This is a genomic window from Streptomyces sp. NPDC047880 (assembly GCF_040706515.1).
Classification (GTDB): Bacteria; Actinomycetota; Actinomycetes; order Streptomycetales; family Streptomycetaceae; genus Streptomyces.
Genome location: NZ_JBEZOK010000004.1, coordinates 343309 through 365066 on the forward strand (window position 1 = coordinate 343309; position 21758 = coordinate 365066).

The following is a 21758-nucleotide window of genomic DNA, read 5'->3' on the forward strand; positions in this document are numbered from 1 at the left end:
CGGCACTCCCCCGTGGAGTGCCGCCCTCGGGCGTTCAGCGCTGCGCCGTGGTGTTCGCGCCGTCCAGACTCTCCCGGACGAGGTCCGCGTGCCCGGCGTGCTGGGCGGTCTCCCGGATCAGGTGCAGCAGGACCCGGCGCGCGGACCAGACCTCGGGCTCCGGCGGGGACCAGGGCGTCTTCGGCAGCGGCACCCCGGCGTCCAGGTCCGGCAGTGCGGCCACCGCCTCCTCGGTGGCCCTGGCGGCGGTCGCGTAGCGCTCCAGCAGCGCGGGGAGCGTGTCGCCCTCGGCCATGCGGTACTGCGCCGTGTCGAGCATGCCGTCGGGCAGTTCACCGTCGCGCTCGGACATGATCCGGGTCCACGTCTCCTCTCCCGTGGCGAGGTGCTTCACGATGCCACCGAGCGTCAGCTCGCTCACGGTCGTACGCCGCCGGGCCTGCGCGTCGGTGATTCCGCGCAGGGTGATCAGCAGCAGCGCGCGCTGCTCCGCGAACGCGGCGAGCAGGTCGGTCTTCTCGGAGGAAGTGGTCATGTCCGAACCGTAGGGAGGATGTAGGCCAGTCGCTGTCCGCTACGGCGGTCGTCACCATCCGGCGGGGCGCCGGCCCGGCCCTCGGCGCGTATGCCGAGCACCAGGTCCTCAACCGGCGGACGTGGCACTTCTGATGGGACTGAGCCCCTCCCCCAGCCTGCGCAGCCCCTCCCCGATCTCCTGCGGCGTCTGCGTCACGAAGCACAGCCGCAGGGTGGCCCGGTCGGGCGTGCCCGCGTAGAAGGGGGCGCCGGGGACGTAGGCCACGTTCTGCCGGACCACCCGCGGCAGCAGGGCCGTCGTGTCGTACGGCTCCGGCAGGCGCGCCCAGAGGAACATGCCGCCCTCGGGCCGGTTCCAGACCGACCCGGCGGGCAGCGCCCCGGCGAGCCCGGAGAGCATCGCGTCGCGGCGTTCGCGGTACACGCCGGCGACGCGGGCGACATGGGCGTCCAGGTCGTTGTCGGCCAGGTAGCGGGCCGCGGCGAGCTGGTTGACGGTCGGGGTGTGCAGGTCGGCGGCCTGCTTGGCGACGGCACAGGCGCGCCGCAGCTCCCCGGGTGCCCGCAGCCAGCCCAGCCGCAGCCCGGGCGCCATGACCTTGGAGAAGCTGCCGAGCAGCACGGTCCGGTCCTCGGCGCCCGGGTGGGCGGCGATCCACGGCACGCGCTCACCGTCGTAGCGAAGTTCGCCGTAGGGGTCGTCCTCGACGATCCACAGTCCGCGCCGGGCGGCGACGGCGGCCACGGCGGCGCGGCGCGCCGCGGGCAGGGTCCGGCCGGTGGGGTTCTGGAAGGTGGGCACGGTGTAGAGCAGCTTGGGCCGCTCACGCACGACGAGTTCCTCCAGGGCGCCGGGGTCGATGCCGTGTTCGTCGCCGGGCACGGCCACGATCCGCGCCCCGGCGAAACCGAACGCCTGGAGGGCCGCCAGATAGCAGGGGTTCTCGACGAGGACGGTGTCCCCGGGTTCGAGGAGCGCGGTGGCCAGGAGTGAAAGGGCCTGCTGGGAGCCGGTGGTGACGAGCAGGTCGTCGGGGCCGGTCGGCAGGGCGCGCGCGGTGGTGCGGGCGGCCAGCGCGTCCCGCAGCGCGGGTTCGCCCTCGGTGGTGGAGTACTGCAGGGCCCGGGCGGGCGCCTCGGCGAGCACGGCGTCGTACGCGGCGGCGATGCCCTTGGCGTCGAACAGCTCCGGTGCCGGGAGTCCGCCCGCGAAGTTGATCACCTCGGGGCGGGCGGTGACGGCGAGGATGTCGCGTACGGGAGAGCCGCCGACGGCCTTCGCCCGCGCGGCCAGGGGCGGCACGGGAGCGTGGGTGGGCAGGGGCGGCACGGGAGCGTGGGTGGGCAGGGGCTCGGCGACGGTCATGACACGGCTCCTTCAACTGCGGTGACGCCTGGTGCCCCGCAGCCTAGGGAAGTACGTGCCGTCTACAAGCAGGTTTCCGGGATCCGGACGCCCCTCCGGTCACCGGCGGGGCCGTGGCTCACGCCTTGGCGCCGATCGCCGCGTACACGTTGATGTCCGCGTCCGTGACGTCGTTGATGTCGCGGTACCGCACCTTCTCGATCTCCTCGAGCGAGGCGAGGAAGGACTCCTCCGGCTGCTCGGGTACGGGGGCGGCGTGGTCGGGCCGCCAGCGGTGCGCGGGGACCACCCCGGGGTCGGCGATCTTCAGCCGGCTGTCCGTGAAGAACCGCTCGACGTCGGCCCGGGAGCGCAGCACGAAGGTGAAGCCGCGTTCGGTGTAGGTCCGTTGGACCGCGCGGATGTTCTCGGGGTTGAGGTCCTCGGTGAGGTGGCTCAGCACCAGCCGGCTGCCGGCGGGCAGTTCGCCGAGCAGTCCGCTCACCAGCGGATAGGCCTCCTCGTCGGCGACGAAGTGCAGCACCGCGACCAGGCAGAGGGCGATCGGCCGGTCGAAGTCCAGGGTCTTGGCGGCCTGTTCGAGGATGCGGTCCGGATCCCGGAGGTCGGCGTCGATGTAGTCCGTACGCCCCTCGGGGCCGCTGGTCAGCAGGGCGCGGGCGTGCGCGAGCACCACGGGGTCGTTGTCGACGTACACGACCCGCGACTCGGGTGTGATGCGCTGCGCGATCTGGTGCACGTTCTCGGCCGTCGGCAGTCCGGTGCCGATGTCGAGGAACTGCCGGATGCCGTCCTGCTCCACGAGCGTGGTCACCGCGCGCCGGAGGAAGTCACGGTTGTGCCGGACGTCGAGGTACCCGCGCGGGTTGGCGGCCAGCGCGGCGGCGGCCGCGTCCCGGTCGGCGGGGTAGTGGTCCTTGCCGCCGAGGAAGACGTCGTAGACCCGCGCCGGGTGCGCCTTGCTGCTGTCGATCCTCCTCCGCAGCCCGGCGGGATCCTGGCTGAGGGCGTCACCGGACATGGACGTCTCCCTGAAGAGCGTGTAGTTCAATCGACAACCACTACGACGGTCAACAACCTAACGACTCAAGTGATTTGATGGTGCCCGTGCCGAACGCAAGCCGAGTCACGACGACCCTCTGGCGCCCCATCGGCCCCAAGGAACTGGACCTGGTCCGCGACCTCGACCGGCGCGCCTGGCCGCCCCGCCTCCCCGAGCAGCCGATCTTCTACCCGGTCCTCAACGAGGACTACGCCATCAAGATCGCCCGGGACTGGAACGTCAAGCACGACGGCGCCGGCTACGTCACGCGCTTCGAGGTCGACACCGACTTCCTGACCCGCTACCCGGTCCAGCAGGCCGGCGGCCGCACCATCCTGGAACTGTGGGTCCCGGCCGAGGAGCTCGACGAGTTCAACGCCCATATCGTCGGAAAGATCGAGCTGGTCCACGAGTTCCACTGAGCCCGCCCCGCGCGACTACTGCGTGGTCCCCTCCTCGACCCACGTCTCGCCGCCCAGCGGGAACTCGTACGCCGGACGCCCGTTGTTGCCGCTCGTACGGAACGGCCGGCCGTGGTCGTCCACCGTCAGCGTGCCCGTCCGGCCGCCGCTGGACCAGCTCAGCTCCAGGTACCAGCTGACGTCGTACGCGGAGGCGTCGGCCCGGACGTAGTACACCTCCGGGTCGGACTCACTCACCTTGAAGGGGAAGTCCGCGTGCCCCGCCTCGGGCACGACCCCGGGGCGCGTGGCGTCGAGGGCGACCGTGAAGAACCGGGTCGGCACACCGCCGCCGCAGCCGACGCCCGGATACCCCATGGCGTAGTCGTTCCAGGCGAGCGGCGCCCGCTTGCCGGCCATCCGGACGGTCAGGTCCTTGACGACCACGGTCTCCCGGCCCTTCCCCTGCACCGTCAGCTTCAGGAGCTGCTCCCCCGACGGCACGGCCCCCATGGCCGCCACCCAGCCGGGCGCGTCCGGCTCGACCGGCGGCGGGCGGACCTGCCCCGGCGGCAGGTTCACCAGGTAGCGCTGGGAGCAAGGGCTCTCCCAGGCGTGCGGTTCCGTCGTCACGGTGAGAGGAGGGGCGGCGGTGGCGGTGTCACGGCCGGGGCGGCCGGAACCGCCGGCGGCGGGGTCCGAGGCGGCAGGCGCCGGGGCACCCGAATTCTTCTTCTCCCCGTCCTTGCCGTTGTCTTTGCCGTTGTCTTTGCCGTTGTCCTTGTCCTTGTCCTTGCCGTCGCCGTCCGCGGAGGACGCACCGGCGGAGGGCTGGACGGAGGCCGCCGGGCCGTCCGCTTCCCGCCCGCCGGCACCGCCGGTGGCCACCGCCGTCCGGCGCCGCCCCTCGTCGTCCGAACCGTCCAGGGGGACGGCCATGGCGAGACCGACCCCACCGAGGGCCACGGCTACGGCGACACCGACGAGGAGGGCACGACGGGGGCGTCGCCGTACGGGGGTCTCCGGCGCGGGCGGGTCGGCGTCCCCGGCCTCGACCGCGTCCGGCGCCGAAGTGGCGGTCGCGGCGGAGGCCGCCACTGGAGCTCCGCCTCCCGCACCACGACTCTCCTCACCGCTGCTCTCCTTGCCGCCACTGCCCGCAGTTCCGCTCCCCGTGGCGCCGCTCCCCTTGCGCGCCCGCCCGGCATCCGCCAGGACCCACCGCCGGTGCAGTTCGACGAGCTCCTCCGGCGACGCCTTGCACAGCCTGGCGAGCCGCTCCACCGGCGCGTAATCGGTCGGCACGGCATCGCCGTTGCAGTACCGGTGCAGCGTCGACGTACTCATGTGGAGCCGCTTGGCGAGCACCCCGTAGCTCAGCCCGGAGCGCTCCTTCAACTCCCCCAGCAGCGCGGCGAATTCCGCCGTGGCCGTCCCCTCCGACACTGTCCCTCCATGCCCCGTGTCCCGTTCCCCCGTTCCAGGGAATGACTGTTCTCCCTGGTCAGAGCATGTGCGGGCGTTCCAACGTCCCTGATGGCCCGCCGGGTCTGGCAGCCGGGACGGATCACCGCACAAGCTCTGGTCATCCAAGCACGCCGCCCCGGGACCATCGGCGGCGCGGCCCACCCGGGTCTGCTTGCCCACTGCCTTTGTCCGAAAGGAAACGCAGACATGCGCACGTACCACGCCCTCCCCGTCGCCCTCCTGGCCGCCCTCGCCCTGACGGCGTGCCAGGACGGCACGGGCCCGAAGGACGAGGGCGCCGCCCGCCCCGAGCCGGCCTCGGCGACCGTCACGGCCGAGCAGGCCACGCGGGCCGCTCAGGCGCCGGAGGGCACGAAGCACACGAAGGACCGGCAGGCGACGCGGGCCACGAAGAGCCGGCAGGCCTCGAAGGCCGCACAGGGCGGGAAGGAAGCGAAGGGTGCCGCCGCGACCCGCGTCTCCTGCAACGGCTCCAACACCACCGTCACCGCCCAGCCGGTCCGCCGCCCCGTCAACCACATGCTGATCACGGTGAAGAACACCGGCTCGAAGATGTGCGACCTCACCTACTACCCGGTGCTGCGCTTCGACGAGATGCAGTGGGTCCCGCAGCCCATCGAGGACTCCCAGCCGCAGGCGGTGACGACCCTGGCCCCCGGCGAGTCCGGCTACGCGGGCGTCTCGCTGTCGGCGGCCGACGGCAGCGGCGAGTGGGGCACCACCGGCCACAAGCTCACGGTCGGCTTCCAGGGCCGCACGCCCAACAGCGACGGCGGCCCCTCGGCGATCCCGGCCCTGCCGGCCAAGGGCGTGTACTACGACAGCACCCTGAAGGTCACCTACTGGCTGCGCGACATGGACGACGCGCTGTCGTACTGAGCGCCGCCCTACCGGTCCTTGAGCTTCTGGGCCACTTCGGTGGCCCAGTAGGTGAGGATGTTGCGGGCACCGGCCCGGCGGATGCCGGTCAGGGACTCCATGATCGCCCGGTCCCGGTCGATCCAGCCCTTCTCGGCGGCGGCCTCGATCATCGAGTACTCGCCGGAGATCTGGTAGGCGGCGACCGGCACGTCCACGGCGTCCGCGACCCGGGCGAGGATGTCCAGGTAGGGGCCGGCCGGCTTGACCATCACCATGTCGGCGCCCTCCTCCAGGTCGAGGGCGAGCTCGCGCAGCGACTCCCGCGCGTTCGCGGGATCCTGCTGGTACGTCTTCCGGTCCCCTTGCAGCGACGAGCCGACGGCCTCGCGGAAGGGACCGTAGAAGGCGGAGGCGTACTTGGCGGTGTAGGCGAGGATCGCGACGTCCTCCCGCCCGATCTGGTCGAGGGCGTCGCGGATGACCCCGATCTGCCCGTCCATCATCCCGCTGGGCCCGACGACATGAGCGCCGGCGTCGGCCTGCACCTGGGCCATCTCGGCGTACCGTTCCAGGGTCGCGTCGTTGTCGACCCGCCCCTGCTCGTCCAGGACGCCGCAGTGCCCGTGGTCGGTGGTCTCGTCGAGGCACAGGTCGGACATGACCAGCAGGTCGTCCCCGACCTCGGCGCGCACGTCGCGGAGGGCGACCTGGAGGATCCCGTCCGGGTCGGTCCCGGGCGTGCCGAGCGCGTCCTTCTTCGACTCCTCCGGCACGCCGAACAGCATGATCCCGGAGATCCCCGCAGCGACCGCCTCGGCGGCGGCCTTCTTCAGACTGTCCCGGGTGTGCTGCACGACCCCCGGCATGGCGGCGATCGGCACGGGCTCGCTGACGCCCTCGCGCACGAAGGCCGGAAGAATGAGATCGGCGGGGTGCAGCCGGGTCTCGGCGACCATCCGACGCATCACGGCGTTGCTCCGCAACCGCCGCGGCCGAGAACCGGGGAATGATCCGTACGTCGTCATGCCCCTACGCTACGCCCGCCCCAAACCCCCCGATACCGACGCCTTGTCGGCCCCCCTGCGAGACGCGTACCGCCCCCGCTACGCCGGGCCGCGGACCCACCAGGCCCCAGCACAACCGCCGAGCACCTCGCAGCCCACCGCCCCGCAATGCGCCCGACAACCCCCAGGTCCATCCTGAAACAGCAAGGACGAGGACCCCGACGGCCCGCCCCCACGCCGCCGCCGTCCCTCCGTACAGCCCCCACGGAGGACGCGATGACCGCCCCCCACCACACTCCCGATCTCTTCGCCCTCTCGGAGATCAACGGCCCGGTCCTGCGCCCCGGCGACCCCGCCTACCCCGACGAAGTCACCGGCTTCAACCTGGCCTCCCTCCACACCCCGGACGTGGCGATAGGCGCCACCGGCCCCGACGACATCGTCACCGCCATGCGCTGGGCCCACGCCACCCGCACCCCCGTCGCCGTCCAGGCCACCGGCCACGGCGCCAACTACCCGATCGAGCACGGCCTGCTGATCAACACGTCCCGCATGACGGACGTCCACGTCGACCCCACCACCCGCACCGCCACCATCGCCGCCGGCGCCAAGTGGAGCCACGTCATGGCCGCGGCCGCCCCCCACGGCCTGGCGGGCCTGTGCGGCACCTCCACGGACGCGGGCGTCGTCGGCTACACCCTGGGCGGCGGACTCCCGGTCCTCGGGCGGGCCTACGGCTACGCCGCCGACCTGGTCCGCTCCCTCCAGGTGGTCACCCCGGACGGCCACCTGCGCGAGTCGGACCCCCAGCACGAACCGGAACTGTTCTGGGCGCTGCGCGGCGGCAAGGGCAACGTCGGAATCGTCACCTCGCTCGTCACCGAACTACTGCCCCTCCCCCGGCTCTACGGCGGCGGCATCCACTGCCACGCCGAGCACGCGGAGACCCTGCTGCGGGCCTGGACGGACTGGACCCGTACGGTCCCGGACGAGATGTGCAGCATGTTCTCGGTGCTGCGCCTGCCGCCGATCCCGCAGATCCCTGAGCCCCTGCGCGGCGGCTTCTGGGCCCGGGTCGCGATCGCGTGGCCGGGTGACCCGGCCGAGGGCGAGGCCCTGATCGCACCCATGAGGGCGGCCGCGCCCGTGGCCGTGGACCTGGTCGGGGAAATGGACTACGCGGACCTGGACCGCATCCACATGGAACCCCAGGACCCGCTGCCGGCACGCGAGTGCTGCATGCTGCTGCGCGACCTGTCCCCCGAGGCCGTCGACACGTTCCTGGAGCAGGTCGGCCCCGCAGCCGGCGCCGACCACCCGCTGCTCGTCGCCTCCCTGCGGCACATGGGCGGCGCGCTGGCCCGCCCCTCCGCCGTCGAGGACGCCGTCTGTTCCCGCGACGCCCGCTACTTCATGGAGTCGGTCGGCATCATGCCCGCCCCGCCCGTGGCCGAGGCCGTCGAGCAGGCCACACGCCGTCTCCACACGGCCATGGGCCCGTACGGAACGGGCCGCACCATGGTCAACATCCACGGCACGCCGGGCGACGAACAGGACCGCGCCCGCGCCTGGACCCCGGAGGTCTACGCCCGCCTGCGCCACGACAAGTCCGTCTACGACCCGGACAACCTCCTGCGCTACGGCCACGCGGTGACGCCCGCGTAGCCGCAGCCAGTGAGGGTCGGTCAGGTCGTCGAGCGCCTGCGCCGGGCCCCCGGCCGCCGCTCGCTCGGCCGCGTCACCGGGTCCCCGGCCTCCACGGCCGCCGCACGGCGCTTCGCGCCGAAGTCGGCCAGGGCTTCCGCCAGCTTGTGGACGGACGGCTCGGGAGCCATGACGTCCACCCGCAGCCCGTGCTCCTCGGCGGTCTTCGCCGTGGCCGGGCCGATACACGCGATCACCGTGACGTTGTGCGGCTTGCCGGCGATGCCGACCAGGTTCCGCACGGTGGACGACGAGGTGAAGAGAACGGCGTCGAAGCCACCGCCCTTGATCGCCTCACGGGTCTCCGCCGGCGGCGGCGAGGCCCGCACGGTCCGGTAGGCCGTGACGTCGTCGACCTCCCAGCCGAGCTCGATCAGCCCGGCCACCAGCGTCTCCGTGGCGATGTCGGCACGCGGCAGGAACACTCTGTCGATCGGGTCGAAGACCGGGTCGTAGGGCGGCCAGTCCTCCAGCAGGCCGGCGGCCGACTGCTCGCCGCTCGGCACCAGGTCGGGCTTCACGCCGAAGGCGATCAGCGCCTTCGCCGTCTGCTCGCCGACGGCCGCGACCTTGATGCCCGCGAAGGCACGCGCGTCGAGCCCGTACTCCTCGAACTTCTCCCGCACGGCCTTGACCGCGTTCACCGAGGTGAAGGCGATCCACTCGTAGCGGCCCGTGACGAGCCCCTTGACCGCGCGCTCCATCTGCTGGGGCGTGCGCGGCGGCTCGACGGCGATCGTCGGCACCTCGTGCGGCACGGCCCCGTACGACCGCAGCTGGTCGGAGAGCGACGCCGCCTGCTCCTTCGTACGCGGTACGAGCACCTTCCAGCCGAACAGCGGCTTGGACTCGAACCACGCGAGCTGGTCGCGCTGGGCGGCGGCGGAACGCTCACCGACCACGGCTATCACCGGCCGGCCGCCGTCGGGCGAGGGCAGCACCTTGGCCTGCTTCAGCGTCTGCGCGATCGTGCCGAGCGTGGCGGTCCAGGTGCGCTGCCGGGTGGTCGTGCCGGCGACGGTGACCGTCATCGGGGTGTCCGGCTTGCGCCCGGCGGAGACGAGCTCGCCGGCCGCCGCCGCGACGGAGTCCAGCGTCGTGGAGACGACAACCGTGCCGTCCGACGCCCCGACCTCCGTCCAGCACCGGTCCGACGCCGTCCGCGCGTCGACGAACCGCACGTCCGCGCCCTGCGCGTCCCGCAGCGGCACACCGGCGTAGGCCGGCACACCGACGGCGCTCGCGATGCCGGGGACGACCTCGAAGGGCACTCCGGCGGCGGCGCACGCCAGCATCTCCTCGGCGGCGTACGTGTCGAGGCCCGGGTCCCCGGACACCGCACGCACGACCCGCCTGCCGCCCCGCGCGGCCTCCATGACAAGATGTGCGGCATCCCGCACCGCGGGGACGGCGGCGGTGGTTGACGTGCCGTCAACTACCGTCAGCTGGGGCGTTCCTGTGCCCGGCGCCGGGTCCTGGGAAGGATCCGGATCCGTGTGCACTTCGGAGACGCCCTGCCTGGCGTGCTGACGTACGACGTCGAGCACCTCGTGCTCGGCGACGAGGACGTCCGCGTTCGCCAGCGCCTCCACGGCGCGCAGAGTCAGCAGTCCCGGATCTCCGGGTCCGGCACCCAGGAAGGTGACGTGCCCGTGTTCAGGACCGGCGGAAAGGGTGGTGGGGCTCAATGTGCTCGCTCCCCCATCAGACCGGCCGCGCCCTGGGCGAGCATGTCGGCCGCGAGTTCGCGACCGAGCGCCATTGCCCCGTCGTGCGTCTCGGGCACGGGACCGGTGGTGGACAGCTGCACCATGCGCGTGCCGTCGGTGGTCCCGACGACCGCGCGCAGGCGCATTTCCTTGACAATCTGCATGTCGGCCTGGCGGTCCCCCCGCTCGAGCGGTGCCGAGAGCGGGGGAAGGTCGGCCAGCGCGCCCACGGGGGCGCTGCAACCGGCCTCCAGGGCGGCGAGCAGTGATCGCTCGGCCGTCACGGCGATCCGCGTGAACGGGTCGTCGAGTTCGGCGAGCGCGGCGGCGAGGTCCGCATTGGCTGCGGTGCACTCGATCGCCAGGGCCCCCTGGCCGGGGGCGGGCAAAACCGTGTCGACCGACAGGAAGTCGGTCGCCTCGTCTCCGCGGCCGATCCGGTTCAGTCCGGCGGCAGCCAGCACGACGGCGTCGAGCTCCCCGCTGCGCACGAACCCGATGCGGGTGTCGACGTTGCCGCGGATCGGGACCGTCGCTATGTCCAGGCCGTGGCTGCGGGCGTACGCGTTGAGCTGCGCCATGCGGCGCGGTGAACCCGTGCCGATGCGGGCCCCGGAGGGCAGGTCCGTGAACTTCAGGCCGTCCCGGGCGACGATCACGTCCCGCGGGTCCTCGCGCACCGGAATTGCCGCCACGACCAGCTCGTCGGGCTGGGTGGTCGGCAGGTCCTTCAGCGAGTGCACGGCGAAGTCGACCTCGCCCTTGAGCAGCGCGTCACGCAGGGCGGTCACGAACACGCCGGTGCCGCCGATCTGGGCGAGCTGCTCACGCGAGACGTCGCCGTACGTGGTGATCTCGACGAGCTCGACGGGCCGCCCGGTCACCCGGCTGACGGCTTCCGCCACCTGCCCGGACTGGGCCATGGCGAGCCTGCTCCGCCTGGTGCCGAGCCTCAGCGCCTTGTCGTTCATGCCGGCCCTCGGTCTCTCTGGGTGGTGCTTTCCTCGGCCCGGGAGACGGCGGCCACCGTCTCGGGGTCGAGGTCGAACAGGGTCCGCAGCGCGTCCGCGTACCCGGCGCCGCCGGGTTCGGCCGCGAGTTGCTTGACCCGCACGGTCGGCGCGTGGAGCAGTTTGTCGACCACGCGCCGCACGGTCTGGGTGATCTCCGCTCGGTGTTTGTCGTCGAGTCCGGGCAGCCGCCCGTCCAGCCGGGCGATCTCGCCGGCCACGACGTCGGCGGCCATGGTGCGCAGGGCGACCACGGTCGGTGTGATGTGCGCGGCCCGCAGTGCTGCGCCGAAGGCCGCGACCTCGTCGGAGACGATACGCCGTACCTGGTCCACATCGGCAGCCATCGGAGCGCCCGCGGAGGCCTCCGCCAGCGATTCGATGTCCACCAGGCGCACCCCGCCCAGCCGGTGCACGGCCGCGTCGATGTCGCGCGGCATCGCGAGGTCGAGCAGGAAGAGCACGGGCTCGGGCCGCTGCGGCTCCTCGACCGGCTCGGGCCGGCGCCGCTCGGGGATCCGGCCGGCGGTGGCCACGGTCGCGGCGAGCGCGGTGATGGCGTCGGTGTCCGCGGCCGGGTCGAGCGTGCCGGTCTGTCCGGGCCGGGCCGAAGTGCCCGCACGCCGCTCGCCGCCCACCGTGCCGTTGTCCACCCATGCCGCGTGCTGCTCCAGGTCGGCGGCGGCCATCCCGGCCACGGCGGCCTCGCCCAGCACGGAGAACCCGGCGGTGCCCTGCACCGCGGAGAGGTCGAGCGGGCAGCCGTCCTCGCTGCCGAGGCCGGCGCCCGGCGCACCGCCGCGCTGCGCGCCGGAACCGGTCGCGGAGCCGGACTCGCCGCCCGGCGCCCCCGGTCCGTCCTCGCCGTGCCCGGCGACCGGCGCGGGCGTGCGGCCCTCGATCGCCTCGGCGACCGACTCGGCCGTCAGGACCAGGCCCGTCGCGCCGGTGCAGGAGACGGTGACGTCGGCACGTGTCAGCTCGGCCGGCACCGACTCCATCGGTACCGCGCGGGCCGCCACGTCCGTGTCGTCGCCGTCCATGAGGATCTGGGCGAGGCGCTCGGCGCGGTCGAGGGTGCGGTTGGCGACGACGACCTCGGCGACCCCGGCGCGCGCGAGCGTGGCGGCGGCCAGGGAGGACATCGACCCGGCCCCGATGACCAGGGCCTTCTTGCCCCGCGCCCACTGCTGTACGTCCCCGCCCCGGGCCAGCTGCTCCAGGCCGAAGGTGACCAGGGACTGGCCGGCGCGGTCGATGCCGGTCTCGGAGTGGGCGCGCTTGCCGACCCGCAGGGCCTGCTGGAACAGGTCGTTCAGGAGGCGGCCGGCGGAGTGCAAGTCCTGCGCCCGGGCCAGGGAGTCCTTGATCTGGCCGAGGATCTGCCCCTCGCCGACGACCATCGAGTCCAGACCGCAGGCCACCGAGAACAGGTGGTGGACGGCCCGGTCCTCGTAGTGCACGTAGAGATAGGGAGTGAGCTCCTCCAGGCCGACCCCGCTGTGCTGGGCGAGCAGCGTGGACAGCTCGGCGACACCGGCGTGGAACTTGTCCACGTCGGCGTAGAGCTCGATGCGGTTGCAGGTGGCGAGCACCGCGGCCTCGGAGGACGGTTCGGCGGCGACCGTGTCCTGGAGCAGCTTGACCTGCGCGTCCGCGTTCAGCGCGGCCCGCTCCAGGACGCTGACCGGGGCGCTGCGGTGGCTGAGTCCGACGACGAGGAGGCTCATGCCGGCATCACGGCGGGCATGTCCCCGTCGGGCCCCTGGTCGGCGGAGTCGCTGCGGGCGGCGGCGGCCGGGACGCCACCGTCGGAGGAGGCGGCCTCCTCCCCGGCCTTGCGCTGCTCGTGGAAGGCGAGGATCTGCAGCTCGATGGAGAGGTCGACCTTGCGCACGTCGACACCGTCCGGGACGGACAGCACGGTCGGCGCGAAGTTCAGGATGGAGGTGACACCGGCGGCCACGAGCCGGTCGCAGACCGCCTGGGCGGCACCGGCGGGGGTGGCGATGACACCGATCGACACGCCGTTGTCCTGGATGATCTTCTCCAGGTCGTCGGAGTGCTGCACGGGGATCCCGGCGACGGGCTTGCCGGCCATGGCCGGGTCGGCGTCGATCAGCGCGGCGACCCGGAAGCCGCGGGAGGCGAACCCGCCGTAGTTGGCGAGGGCGGCGCCGAGGTTGCCGATACCGACGATCACAACCGGCCAGTCCTGGGTGAGCCCCAGTTCGCGGGAGATCTGGTACACGAGATACTCGACGTCGTAGCCGACGCCCCTGGTCCCGTAGGAGCCGAGGTAGGAGAAGTCCTTGCGCAGCTTCGCGGAGTTGACCCCCGCCGCGGCCGCGAGCTCCTCGGAGGAGACCGTGGGGACGGAGCGCTCCGACAGCGCGGTCAGAGCGCGGAGGTACAGCGGAAGCCGGGCGACGGTGGCCTCGGGAATCCCTCGGCTGCGGGTCGCCGGTCGGTGAGTTCGGCCAGTTGCCACGGTGCTCCTGCGGGTAGAGCGGGGCTGTAGGCGGTCATACGTCCCTACATGACCGCCCCGTCGAATGCAGGCTATGTCTTTGTGAACGCGTGCACAAAGATGGTGTCCGATTTGCCCGGCCAACGTGACCGGGGTCACGCGCCCCCGGCGCACACGCAGGGAACCGGCGCCGGAGCGCCACCGTTCCTTGTCTTCTGGGGGCAAAACCGCACACTCTCCTCAGTGAATCCCGCCCCCGAGACCAAGCCACCATCGATCCTAAGCGACCGGGCGGCCTCTTTGGACTGATCGGTCAGTCGCTCACCGGGCGGGATCAGTCGGTCAGCGCCTTGCGCAGGCGGTCCTCGTTCACGCGCCAGAACGTGTGCTGCCTGCCGTCCACCAGTACGACCGGGATCTGCTCCCAGTACTGGTCGTGCAGTTCCCGATCCTCGGTGATGTCCTTCTGCTCCCAGGGGACTCCGAGATCACCGCACACCTTCTCCACAACGACCTGTGCGTCATCACACAGATGACAGCCGGGCTTGCGGATCAGCGTGACGAGCCGGTCACCGGAGGGCCTGCGGCGGAAGAGGGGACTCATGTCGGCCATTGTCGCGCGCCCGCGGACAAGCGGAACCCGCGCAGAAGCCCCCGGCCGACGCGCCGGCCGCCCGAGTCCCGCGGGGTGTCTTTTGACGACATGCTTGCCGAGAGTTCACACGCCCCCAACCTCTCGGCTCCGGAACCCCCGAACAGACTGGCTATGCTCACGCCATGGCCGCTCTCGGATGGCTCACTCCCCGTAGGCGCTCCGCCACGGCGCGGAGCGTTTTGGCAGGCGAGGCCTCGGCGGAGGCAGCCCGCAAGTCCACACAGGAAGTCGCCGGCACGACCGAGGAACCGCAGTTCCCGGTACACGGCGACGACCGGGCCGCAGCCTTCTTCGACCTGGACAACACGGTCATGCAGGGCGCGGCCATCTTCCACTTCGGACGGGGCCTGTACAAGCGGAAGTTCTTCGAGACGCGCGAGCTGGCGAAGTTCGCCTGGCAGCAGGCGTGGTTCCGCCTCGCCGGGGTCGAGGACCCCGAACACATGCAGGAGGCCCGCGACTCGGCCCTGTCGATCGTCCAGGGCCACCGCGTCGCCGAACTGCAGTCGATCGGCGAGGAGATCTACGACGAGTACATGGCCGAGCGCATCTGGCCCGGCACCCGCGCCCTCGCCCAGGCCCACCTGGACGCCGGCCAGAAGGTGTGGCTGGTGACGGCCGCCCCCGTCGAGATCGCCACGGTCATCGCCCGCCGCCTCGGCCTGACCGGCGCCCTCGGCACGGTCGCCGAATCCGTCGACGGTGTCTACACCGGCAAACTCGTCGGCGAACCGCTGCACGGCCCGGCGAAGGCCGAGGCCGTGCGCGCCCTGGCCGCCGCCGAGGGCCTGGATCTCGGCCGCTGCGCCGCCTACAGCGACTCGCACAACGACATCCCGATGCTCTCGCTGGTCGGCCACCCCTACGCCATCAACCCGGACAGCAAGCTGCGCAAGCACGCCCGGCAGCTGGACTGGCGCCTGCGCGACTACCGCACCGGCCGCAAGGCGGCCAAGGTCGGCATCCCGGCCGCGGCGGGCGTCGGCGCGGTCGCGGGCGGCACCGCGGCCGCCATCGCCCTGCACCGCCGCCGCCGCTGACCGTCCGATCAAACCGGGACACCGATGTTTACGGCCTGACTATCGCCGTAAATCCAACTGGCGTACCCCCACAACCTCGTGTCCAGTCCTCTTGGCTGCACACGGCCACAACACGCCTTGGACTCAGCTGCAATCCGAAGGTTTCCGATCAACAATCGGTCACGCTGCGGCACTTGATCCGGCGTCAATCGGTTACAGAAGCGACGTAATCGATGATTTGAGCAACTCGGTGTAGCAGGCCCTACACGAAGCGTTATTCTCCTCAGACGCAAACCGGTACCTCTCCGTCGCTACGACGAGTGAAAGGTTCCGCACTGCACGTGATGGAAGCTCTGCCTCTGGGAGTCCCGTGTACCCACACGTCGGGGTTGACGCCTCGGGCCTGGCTACGCTGCGCGCAAGGGTCCACGACCTGTTGCGCGGCTTCGTCCCCACCGCGTACGCCGTCCCCGCATTCGCCGCCGCCGCGCCCGTAGGCCCTTGCTACGCACTGGCCGACGGCAGCGCCGCGGTCGGCAGACGAGGGCGCCCCTCCGGCGGGGCCACCGCACGCCGGCCTGCCGCGGACAGCGACAGCGCCCGGATGATGGACCTCGTGGAGCGCGCCCAGGCCGGCGAGTCCGACGCCTTCGGCCGCCTCTACGACCAGTACAGCGACACCGTCTACCGGTACATCTACTACCGGGTCGGGGGAAAGGCGACCGCCGAGGACCTCACCAGCGAGACCTTTCTGCGGGCGCTCAGAAGGATCGGCACCTTCACCTGGCAGGGCCGCGACTTCGGCGCCTGGCTCGTCACCATCGCCCGCAACCTCGTCGCTGACCACTTCAAGTCCAGCCGCTTCCGCCTCGAGGTCACCACCGGCGAGATGCTCGACGCCAACGAGGTCGAGCGCTCGCCCGAGGACTCCGTCCTGGAGTCCCTGTCCAACGCCGCCCTGCTCGACGCCGTACGACGACTCAACCCCCAGCAGCAGGAGTGCGTGACGCTCCGCTTCCTCCAAGGGCTCTCGGTCGCCGAGACCGCCCGGGTGATGGGCAAGAACGAAGGCGCCATCAAGACACTCCAGTACCGGGCCGTCCGCACCCTCGCGCGGCTGCTGCCGGAAGACGCCCGCTGACCGGCCGGCACACTCGGCGACACCCAACTCACTTTCCGTGAAAGTCGGTTGACTTCGGCATCCGATCAGCCGACGTCCGTAACCCAAGTGCCGCGCCGCTCGTTGTGCGGGATGCAGGCTCCCTGTGGTCACCCCCTGACCGGCTCCGGTCACTCGATCGTGTGGTCGTGGTCAGGGTGTGCAACCCTCAGGACCCCCTGGGGAGTCGACCGTCATGACGAGAGGAGGTGCCGCCAGTGATCGCGAACGTATCGGCGCACCGGCGGGCGAACGCCTTCGCCCAGGCCCTGGAGGAGCAGTCCGGGCAGGGCACGGCGGCCGAGCAGCCCGAAGGATCGGCCCCGGCCCCGGCCACCGCGGAATCGAGCGAACAGGCCCGCCATCTGGCGCTCGCCTCGGGGCTCGGCGCGTTGCCCAAGCCGGAGCTCGACCCGGAGGTCAAGGCCGTCCAGCGGGCCCAGCTGGTGGCAGCCTTCGAGGCCATGCTGCAGGAGGGCACCGCGGGCGGCGGGGCGATGGACAGCGCGGTTCCCGGGCAGCGCTCCCGGGCCCGCGGAGCACACCGCGCGAAGTTCCGGCCGCGTTCCCGGCTCGCCAAGGGCCTCACCGCGGGCGGGCTCAGTGTCGGGGTGGCCGCGAGCGCCTTCGGCGGAGTCTCCGCCGCCAGCTCGGACGCCCTGCCCGGCGACTCGCTCTACGGCCTCAAGCGCGGCATCGAGGACGTCAAGCTCGGCCTCACCGACGGGGCGGACGAGCGCGGCCGGGTCTATCTCGACCACGCCTCCACCCGGCTCAGCGAAGCCCGCCGGCTCATGGAGCGCGGGCGCAGCGGCCCTCTGGACCACGAGTCCCTCGGCGAGATTCGCCGCGCCCTGTCCGGCATGCGGCACGACGCCTCGGAGGGCCACCGGCTGCTGAGTGAGGCGTACGAGCACGACCCGGACTCACTCGGCCCCATCCAGGCCCTGTCCGCGTTCTCCCACTCCCACCGCGAGTCCTGGGGCGAGCTGCGCGAGCGACTGCCCGTCCAGCTCGGGGACGTCAGCCGCGAGGTGTCGTCGGTCTTCGACGCCATAGAGGAGGACGTCGCCCCGCTGCGTTCCCTGCTGCCCGAGCCCCCGGCCACCAACGGCGGCAACGGCAAGCGGCAGGGTGCCTCCGAGTCCGCTCCCAGCGGCTCGTCGGGCACGGGCCGCTCGACCCGCCCCAGCGAGAGCGCCGGCAGGCACAGCGACCAGGGCAGCACCGACAGCGGCAGCCCCAGCCGCTCGGCCGGCTCCGGCAGCGACAGCGACGGCCTGCTCGGCGGCAACACCGGCGGCCTGCTCGACCCGCCGACGGACAGCGAGGCCAGCACCTCCCCGTCCGCGGAGGACAACACACCCGTCCCCGAGCCGGATGTGACGCTCCCGCCCCTCCTTCCCGGCCTGCTGCCCGGCCTGGGCATCGACAGCGAGCAAGCGGACTAGCAGACGGCTTCGGGGCGCCCCTTCAGCACGGGGCGCCCCGAAGCCGTACGCGGAGCGGAACGGATCAGAAGAACACCGACCGCCGCTGCACCAGCAGTTTGTAGAGCGTGTGCTGGATCTGCTCCCTGACCTGGTCGGTCAGGTTGAACATCAGCATCGGGTCCTCCGCCGCCTCCGGCGGATAACCGTCCGTGGGGATCGGCTCACCGAACTGGATCGTCCACTTGGTCGGCAGCGGAATCGCCCCGAGCGGCCCGAGCCACGGGAACGTCGGCGTGATCGGGAAGTACGGGAAGCCCAGCAGCCTCGCGACCGTCTTGGCGTTGCCGATCATCGGGTAGATCTCCTCCGCCCCGACGATCGAGCAGGGCACGATCGGCGTCCCCGCGCGCAGCGCCGTCGAGACGAAGCCGCCGCGACCGAAGCGCTGCAGCTTGTAGCGGTCCGCGAAGGGCTTGCCGAGGCCCTTGAAGCCCTCCGGCATCACCCCGACCAGTTCGCCCTGCTCCAGCAGCCGGGACGCGTCCTCGGCGCACGCCAGGGTGTGGCCCAGCTTGCGGGCCAGTTCGTTGACGACCGGCAGCATGAACACCAGGTCCGCGGCGAGGAGCCGCAGATGCCGGCCCGCGGGGTGGTTGTCGTGCACGGCGACCTGCATCATCAGGCCGTCCATCGGCAGGGTGCCGGAGTGGTTGGCGACGATCAGGGCGCCGCCCTCGGACGGGATGTTCTCGATGCCCTTCACCTCGACCCGGAAGTACGTGTCATACAGCGGGCGCAGCAGCGACATCAGGACCTGGTCGGTGAGTTCCTCGTCGTAGCCGAAGTCGTCGACCTCGTAGTCCCCGGTGAGGCGGCGGCGCAGGAAGGCCAGGCCGCCCGCGATCCGCCGCTCCAGCCCGCCCCCGCCGTCCCCGGAAGGCTCCGGCGGCTGTTCATCGGAAGTCACAGGAACATCATCCTGCGGAACGGCCCTGGCAGGCAGGGGCTGCACCTCACGCACCGGCACGGACTCCGCGCCCGGGCGGCGGTTCCCGGCGCCCCGGCGCCGCTGGGGACGCTGCGCCGCGTTCCCCCGGGACCGGTCGTCGTCGAACGGAATGACCTTGGCGTCCGCCATCGTTGATGCGCTCCTCAGTTGGCGCTCTGCGTCGGGGAGTGTCCGCCGCCCGCGAGGGGCGAGTCGGCGATCCGGTCGACGGCCCCCGCGAGGGCCTCCGGCGGAAGGAGTCCGGGGCCCTGGCTGCGGGCGAAGTCCGCGAACGTCTCCGCGGTCGTGTACTTGGGCTGGAATCCCAGCGTCTCGCGCATCTGGCCCGTGGCCACCACCCGGCCGTGTGTGAGCAGCCGGATCTGCTCGGGCGAGAAGTCCGTCATCCCCAGCGTACGCACCAGCGAGCCCGCCCAGGTGACGGCCGGGAGCAGCAGGGGGACGGTGGGGCGGCCGAGGCGCCGGGAGCACTGGGAGAGCAGCAGCACACCGTCGCCGGCGATGTTGAAGGTGCCGCTGTTGAGGGTGCCCCGCCGCGGTTCGTGCGAGCCGATCCGCAGCACCTCGATCACGTCGTCCTCGTGCACGAATTGCAGCCTGGGGTCGTAGCCGAACACGGTCGGCAGGACCGGCAGCGCGAAGTACGAGGCGAGCGGGGTGTCCGCGGCCGGGCCCAGGATGTTGGCGAACCGCAGCACGCACACGGCCACATCGGGCCGGCGGCGCGCGAACCCCCGGACATAGCCCTCGACCTCGACGGTGTCCTTCGCGAAGCCGCCGCTGGGCAGGGACTTGGGCGGGGTGGTCTCCGTGAACACGGCGGGGTCGCGGGGCGCGGAGCCGTAGACGTTCGTGCTGGACTTCACGACCAGCCGCTGCACGGACGGGGATTTCTGGCAGGCACCGAGCAGCTGCATGGTGCCGATGACGTTGGTCTCCTTCAGGGAGGCCCGGTTGCCGCTGCCCAGCGGTGTGCCCGTCACGTCCAGGTGGACGATCGTGTCGGCGCCCGTCTCGGCGAGCACCCGCGCGATCCCGGGCTGCCGGATGTCGGCCTGGACGAAGTCCGCACCGCCCAGGTGGTGCTCGGGCGGCACCGCGTCCACGGCGACGACCCGGTCCACATCGGGGTCCCGCTGGATCCGCCGGACGAACCGGCCCCCCAGCTGGCGGGCCACTCCGGTCACGAGCACGACCTTGCCCAAGATCAGCGCCTTCCTTCCAGAACCTCTTGCTCCCGGCCGCGTTCCCCCGTGGGGCCAACTTAGCGGGTTGTCGTTGCGCTGTGATGACCGCCCGATGCGCGAAGTGACCGAAGCAGCCGGACGCAGGAGCCGGGGCCGGAACCACGGCGGCCCGACGCCGATATGCGTGTGGCCCCCCACCGGTCGGTGGGGGGCCACAGCAACGCTCTCGCGCGGCGTGCGCGTCGCGAACTTACTTCTTGTTGCGACGCTGGACGCGCGTGCGCTTGAGCAGCTTGCGGTGCTTCTTCTTCGCCATCCGCTTGCGCCGCTTCTTGATAACAGAGCCCACGACTACCCTCGCTCACTTCTCATCACTCGGTGTTTGGGCGCCATGGGCCCATACGACCTACGAGGGGCCAGCCTACCCGTCCGAGCGCTGAGGTCGTAATCGAGGAGGCCGGAGGGATCCCGAAGTGCCCTGTGGGGATCGCTCCGACCCTGCCGTCAGGCGGTTTCCACCCCCACGTAACTCTCACGGAGGTACTCGTGAACCGCTTGCTCCGGGACGCGGAATGACCGCCCCACACGGATCGCGGGCAGATGACCGCTGTGCACCAGCCGGTACACGGTCATCTTCGACACTCGCATCACCGAGGCGACTTCCGCCACGGTAAGGAACTGAACCTCGTTCAGAGGCCTCTCGCCAGCTGCAGCCATGACACACCTGAACCTTCCGCACTCGACGGCCACCGGCTTCCCCTTCCGGTGACTCTTCGTCGCTGCGTGCTCACTCCCCAATGTAGGTGCCAGTGATGCGAGTGGGGAAGAGGTGCACCCATCGGCGGCCTACTGTGACAGACACGCCCGATTGAGTACGTAGCGGGTCAGCGGCAGGTAGTAATCGGACCGCACGCCGTCATCAAGTGGAACGGCGACCGAGACCGACCCCTCGGCCTCCCCCACGAACAGCGCCGGGTCGTCCGTATCGGCCGGCCCGATGGCCTCGAACCCCAGCTGACCTGCACCGCAGACCCACCCGTGATCCCCGATCACCAACTCGGGCAGGGGCCCGCCGGCCTCCGCACAAGCGGCCAGCACGGTACGAACCGGGAGAGGTGAGTGCGTATGTGCGCCGGGCTCACAACCGGGGCGTTCGGGACCGGGGGTCCGCACCAGCGCGACTCCTCGTACGTAGTCGAGGTTGTACGTACGTAGACCGAACCGGGTCGTTATGTCGACACGGCGACCCTGCGCGGGAGTGAGGACGGCACACCCCGCCGCCGACAGGGCGTCTGCCAGAGCGCCGTAGAAACCGAGCAGCCGGTGCGGGTGCCCGGTGCCGAGAAGCACGGGAGCACCCCGCCGGACGGCCCGGGCGAGACGTTCCGCGAAGGCGTCCAGCCCCGCCAGCGTCCGCTCCGGATCGATCACATCATGGCCGGAAACCCTCCGGGAATCGGCCGAAACACCACACCGGTCCGCCATCAGCTCGATCAACTCCCGTTCCCTCCAGGCGCCTTCGGGATCGATCCCGAGCAGCACCCGGGGGTCCCGGGCGGCGAAGAGGCGGTATCTGCGCAGGCTCTGCTCCCGCGAGGTGGCCACGGTCCCGGCGAGCCGCGCGCCCACCAGATGCGCGCGCAGGGCTTCGGTGGTCAGCACAGACAGATCGTGCGTGACCGGAACGCGGCCCGTCCCGGGAAC

At 71.8% G+C, this 21758-nt stretch carries 21 protein-coding genes; 6 read left to right on the forward strand and 15 right to left on the reverse strand.

Annotated features, from left to right (window positions below; all coding sequences use genetic code 11):
- Window positions 1-34: 34 nt before the first annotated feature.
- The 3 genes from AB0937_RS09500 to AB0937_RS09510 all read right to left on the reverse strand — a co-directional run bounded on the left by AB0937_RS09500 (window position 35) and on the right by AB0937_RS09510 (window position 2924).
- Window positions 35-535 carry a DinB family protein gene (locus AB0937_RS09500; RefSeq protein WP_366710623.1) on the reverse strand — a complete coding sequence of 167 codons (501 nt, stop codon included), beginning with the start codon at window positions 533-535 and terminating at the stop codon, window positions 35-37.
- Window positions 536-643: 108 nt separating this feature from the next.
- Entirely contained in the window at window positions 644-1903 is a 1260-nt protein-coding gene (locus AB0937_RS09505; protein WP_366710624.1) for a PLP-dependent aminotransferase family protein, read from the reverse strand.
- Window positions 1904-2021: 118 nt separating this feature from the next.
- Window positions 2022-2924 (reverse strand): SAM-dependent methyltransferase, encoded by a 903-nt coding sequence (locus AB0937_RS09510; protein WP_366710625.1) that lies wholly within the window; start codon window positions 2922-2924, stop codon window positions 2022-2024.
- A gap of 86 nt (window positions 2925-3010) precedes the next feature.
- Between AB0937_RS09510 and AB0937_RS09515 the strand changes: the two genes are divergently transcribed.
- Window positions 3011-3367 carry a hypothetical protein gene (locus tag AB0937_RS09515; RefSeq protein WP_366710626.1) on the forward strand — a complete coding sequence of 119 codons (357 nt, stop codon included), beginning with the start codon at window positions 3011-3013 and terminating at the stop codon, window positions 3365-3367.
- A 15-nt stretch (window positions 3368-3382) separates the two neighbouring features.
- On the opposite strand, the gene AB0937_RS09520 is transcribed toward AB0937_RS09515, so the two are convergent.
- Entirely contained in the window at window positions 3383-4792 is a 1410-nt protein-coding gene (locus AB0937_RS09520; RefSeq protein WP_366710627.1) for a helix-turn-helix transcriptional regulator, read from the reverse strand.
- A gap of 228 nt (window positions 4793-5020) precedes the next feature.
- Between AB0937_RS09520 and AB0937_RS09525 the strand changes: the two genes are divergently transcribed.
- Entirely contained in the window at window positions 5021-5713 is a 693-nt protein-coding gene (locus tag AB0937_RS09525; RefSeq protein ID WP_366710629.1) for a DUF4232 domain-containing protein, read from the forward strand.
- A gap of 8 nt (window positions 5714-5721) precedes the next feature.
- Here AB0937_RS09525 and hemB read toward each other — a convergent pair whose 3' ends face one another.
- Window positions 5722-6720, reverse strand: coding sequence for a porphobilinogen synthase (gene hemB / locus AB0937_RS09530; RefSeq protein WP_366710630.1), 999 nt, complete (start codon window positions 6718-6720; stop codon window positions 5722-5724).
- A 255-nt stretch (window positions 6721-6975) separates the two neighbouring features.
- Between hemB and AB0937_RS09535 the strand changes: the two genes are divergently transcribed.
- Complete coding sequence (locus AB0937_RS09535; RefSeq protein WP_366710632.1) at window positions 6976-8364, forward strand: FAD-binding oxidoreductase; 1389 nt, start codon at window positions 6976-6978, stop codon at window positions 8362-8364.
- 20 nt (window positions 8365-8384) lie between these two features.
- On the opposite strand, the gene AB0937_RS09540 is transcribed toward AB0937_RS09535, so the two are convergent.
- The 5 genes from AB0937_RS09540 to AB0937_RS09560 form a co-directional block, all read right to left on the reverse strand.
- A complete protein-coding gene (locus AB0937_RS09540) occupies window positions 8385-10091 on the reverse strand; it encodes a bifunctional uroporphyrinogen-III C-methyltransferase/uroporphyrinogen-III synthase (RefSeq protein ID WP_366710633.1) in 1707 nt (568 codons plus the stop codon).
- The gene (gene hemC / locus AB0937_RS09545) at window positions 10088-11083 is read right to left on the reverse strand and encodes a hydroxymethylbilane synthase (protein ID WP_366710635.1); all 996 of its coding nucleotides are present in this window, start codon (window positions 11081-11083) and stop codon (window positions 10088-10090) included. The genes AB0937_RS09540 and hemC overlap by 4 nt, the downstream gene beginning before the upstream one ends.
- Window positions 11080-12852, reverse strand: a complete 1773-nt coding sequence (locus tag AB0937_RS09550) for a glutamyl-tRNA reductase (RefSeq protein WP_366710637.1) — start codon at window positions 12850-12852, stop codon at window positions 11080-11082. The genes hemC and AB0937_RS09550 overlap by 4 nt, the downstream gene beginning before the upstream one ends.
- Complete coding sequence (locus AB0937_RS09555; protein WP_234850060.1) at window positions 12849-13613, reverse strand: redox-sensing transcriptional repressor Rex; 765 nt, start codon at window positions 13611-13613, stop codon at window positions 12849-12851. Before AB0937_RS09555 ends, AB0937_RS09550 begins: the two co-directional genes overlap by 4 nt.
- 313 nt (window positions 13614-13926) lie before the next feature.
- Window positions 13927-14205, reverse strand: a complete 279-nt coding sequence (locus AB0937_RS09560) for a glutaredoxin family protein (protein ID WP_104787178.1) — start codon at window positions 14203-14205, stop codon at window positions 13927-13929.
- Window positions 14206-14369: 164 nt separating this feature from the next.
- Here AB0937_RS09560 and AB0937_RS09565 point away from each other — a divergent pair, with 164 nt between their 5' ends.
- From AB0937_RS09565 to AB0937_RS09575, 3 genes are all read left to right on the forward strand, one after another.
- A complete protein-coding gene (locus AB0937_RS09565; protein ID WP_366710638.1) occupies window positions 14370-15287 on the forward strand; it encodes an HAD-IB family hydrolase in 918 nt (305 codons plus the stop codon).
- 349 nt (window positions 15288-15636) lie between these two features.
- Window positions 15637-16407, forward strand: a complete 771-nt coding sequence (locus tag AB0937_RS09570; RefSeq protein WP_366710639.1) for an ECF subfamily RNA polymerase sigma factor, BldN family — start codon at window positions 15637-15639, stop codon at window positions 16405-16407.
- 236 nt (window positions 16408-16643) lie between these two features.
- The gene (locus AB0937_RS09575) at window positions 16644-17876 is read left to right on the forward strand and encodes a DUF5667 domain-containing protein (protein ID WP_366710640.1); all 1233 of its coding nucleotides are present in this window, start codon (window positions 16644-16646) and stop codon (window positions 17874-17876) included.
- Window positions 17877-17940: 64 nt separating this feature from the next.
- Here AB0937_RS09575 and AB0937_RS09580 read toward each other — a convergent pair whose 3' ends face one another.
- From AB0937_RS09580 to AB0937_RS09600, 5 genes are all read right to left on the reverse strand, one after another.
- On the reverse strand, window positions 17941-18996 hold the full coding sequence (locus AB0937_RS09580) for a lysophospholipid acyltransferase family protein (RefSeq protein ID WP_366710641.1): 1056 nt from the start codon (window positions 18994-18996) through the stop codon (window positions 17941-17943).
- Between the two features lie 14 nt (window positions 18997-19010).
- Complete coding sequence (locus tag AB0937_RS09585) at window positions 19011-20072, reverse strand: NAD-dependent epimerase/dehydratase family protein (RefSeq protein ID WP_366710642.1); 1062 nt, start codon at window positions 20070-20072, stop codon at window positions 19011-19013.
- 232 nt (window positions 20073-20304) lie between these two features.
- Complete coding sequence (locus tag AB0937_RS09590; protein ID WP_003948845.1) at window positions 20305-20403, reverse strand: AURKAIP1/COX24 domain-containing protein; 99 nt, start codon at window positions 20401-20403, stop codon at window positions 20305-20307.
- A 155-nt stretch (window positions 20404-20558) separates the two neighbouring features.
- A complete protein-coding gene (locus AB0937_RS09595) occupies window positions 20559-20771 on the reverse strand; it encodes a helix-turn-helix domain-containing protein (protein WP_004984898.1) in 213 nt (70 codons plus the stop codon).
- A 129-nt stretch (window positions 20772-20900) separates the two neighbouring features.
- On the reverse strand, window positions 20901-21716 hold the full coding sequence (locus tag AB0937_RS09600) for a phosphatase (protein WP_366710644.1): 816 nt from the start codon (window positions 21714-21716) through the stop codon (window positions 20901-20903).
- Window positions 21717-21758: the final 42 nt, after the last annotated feature.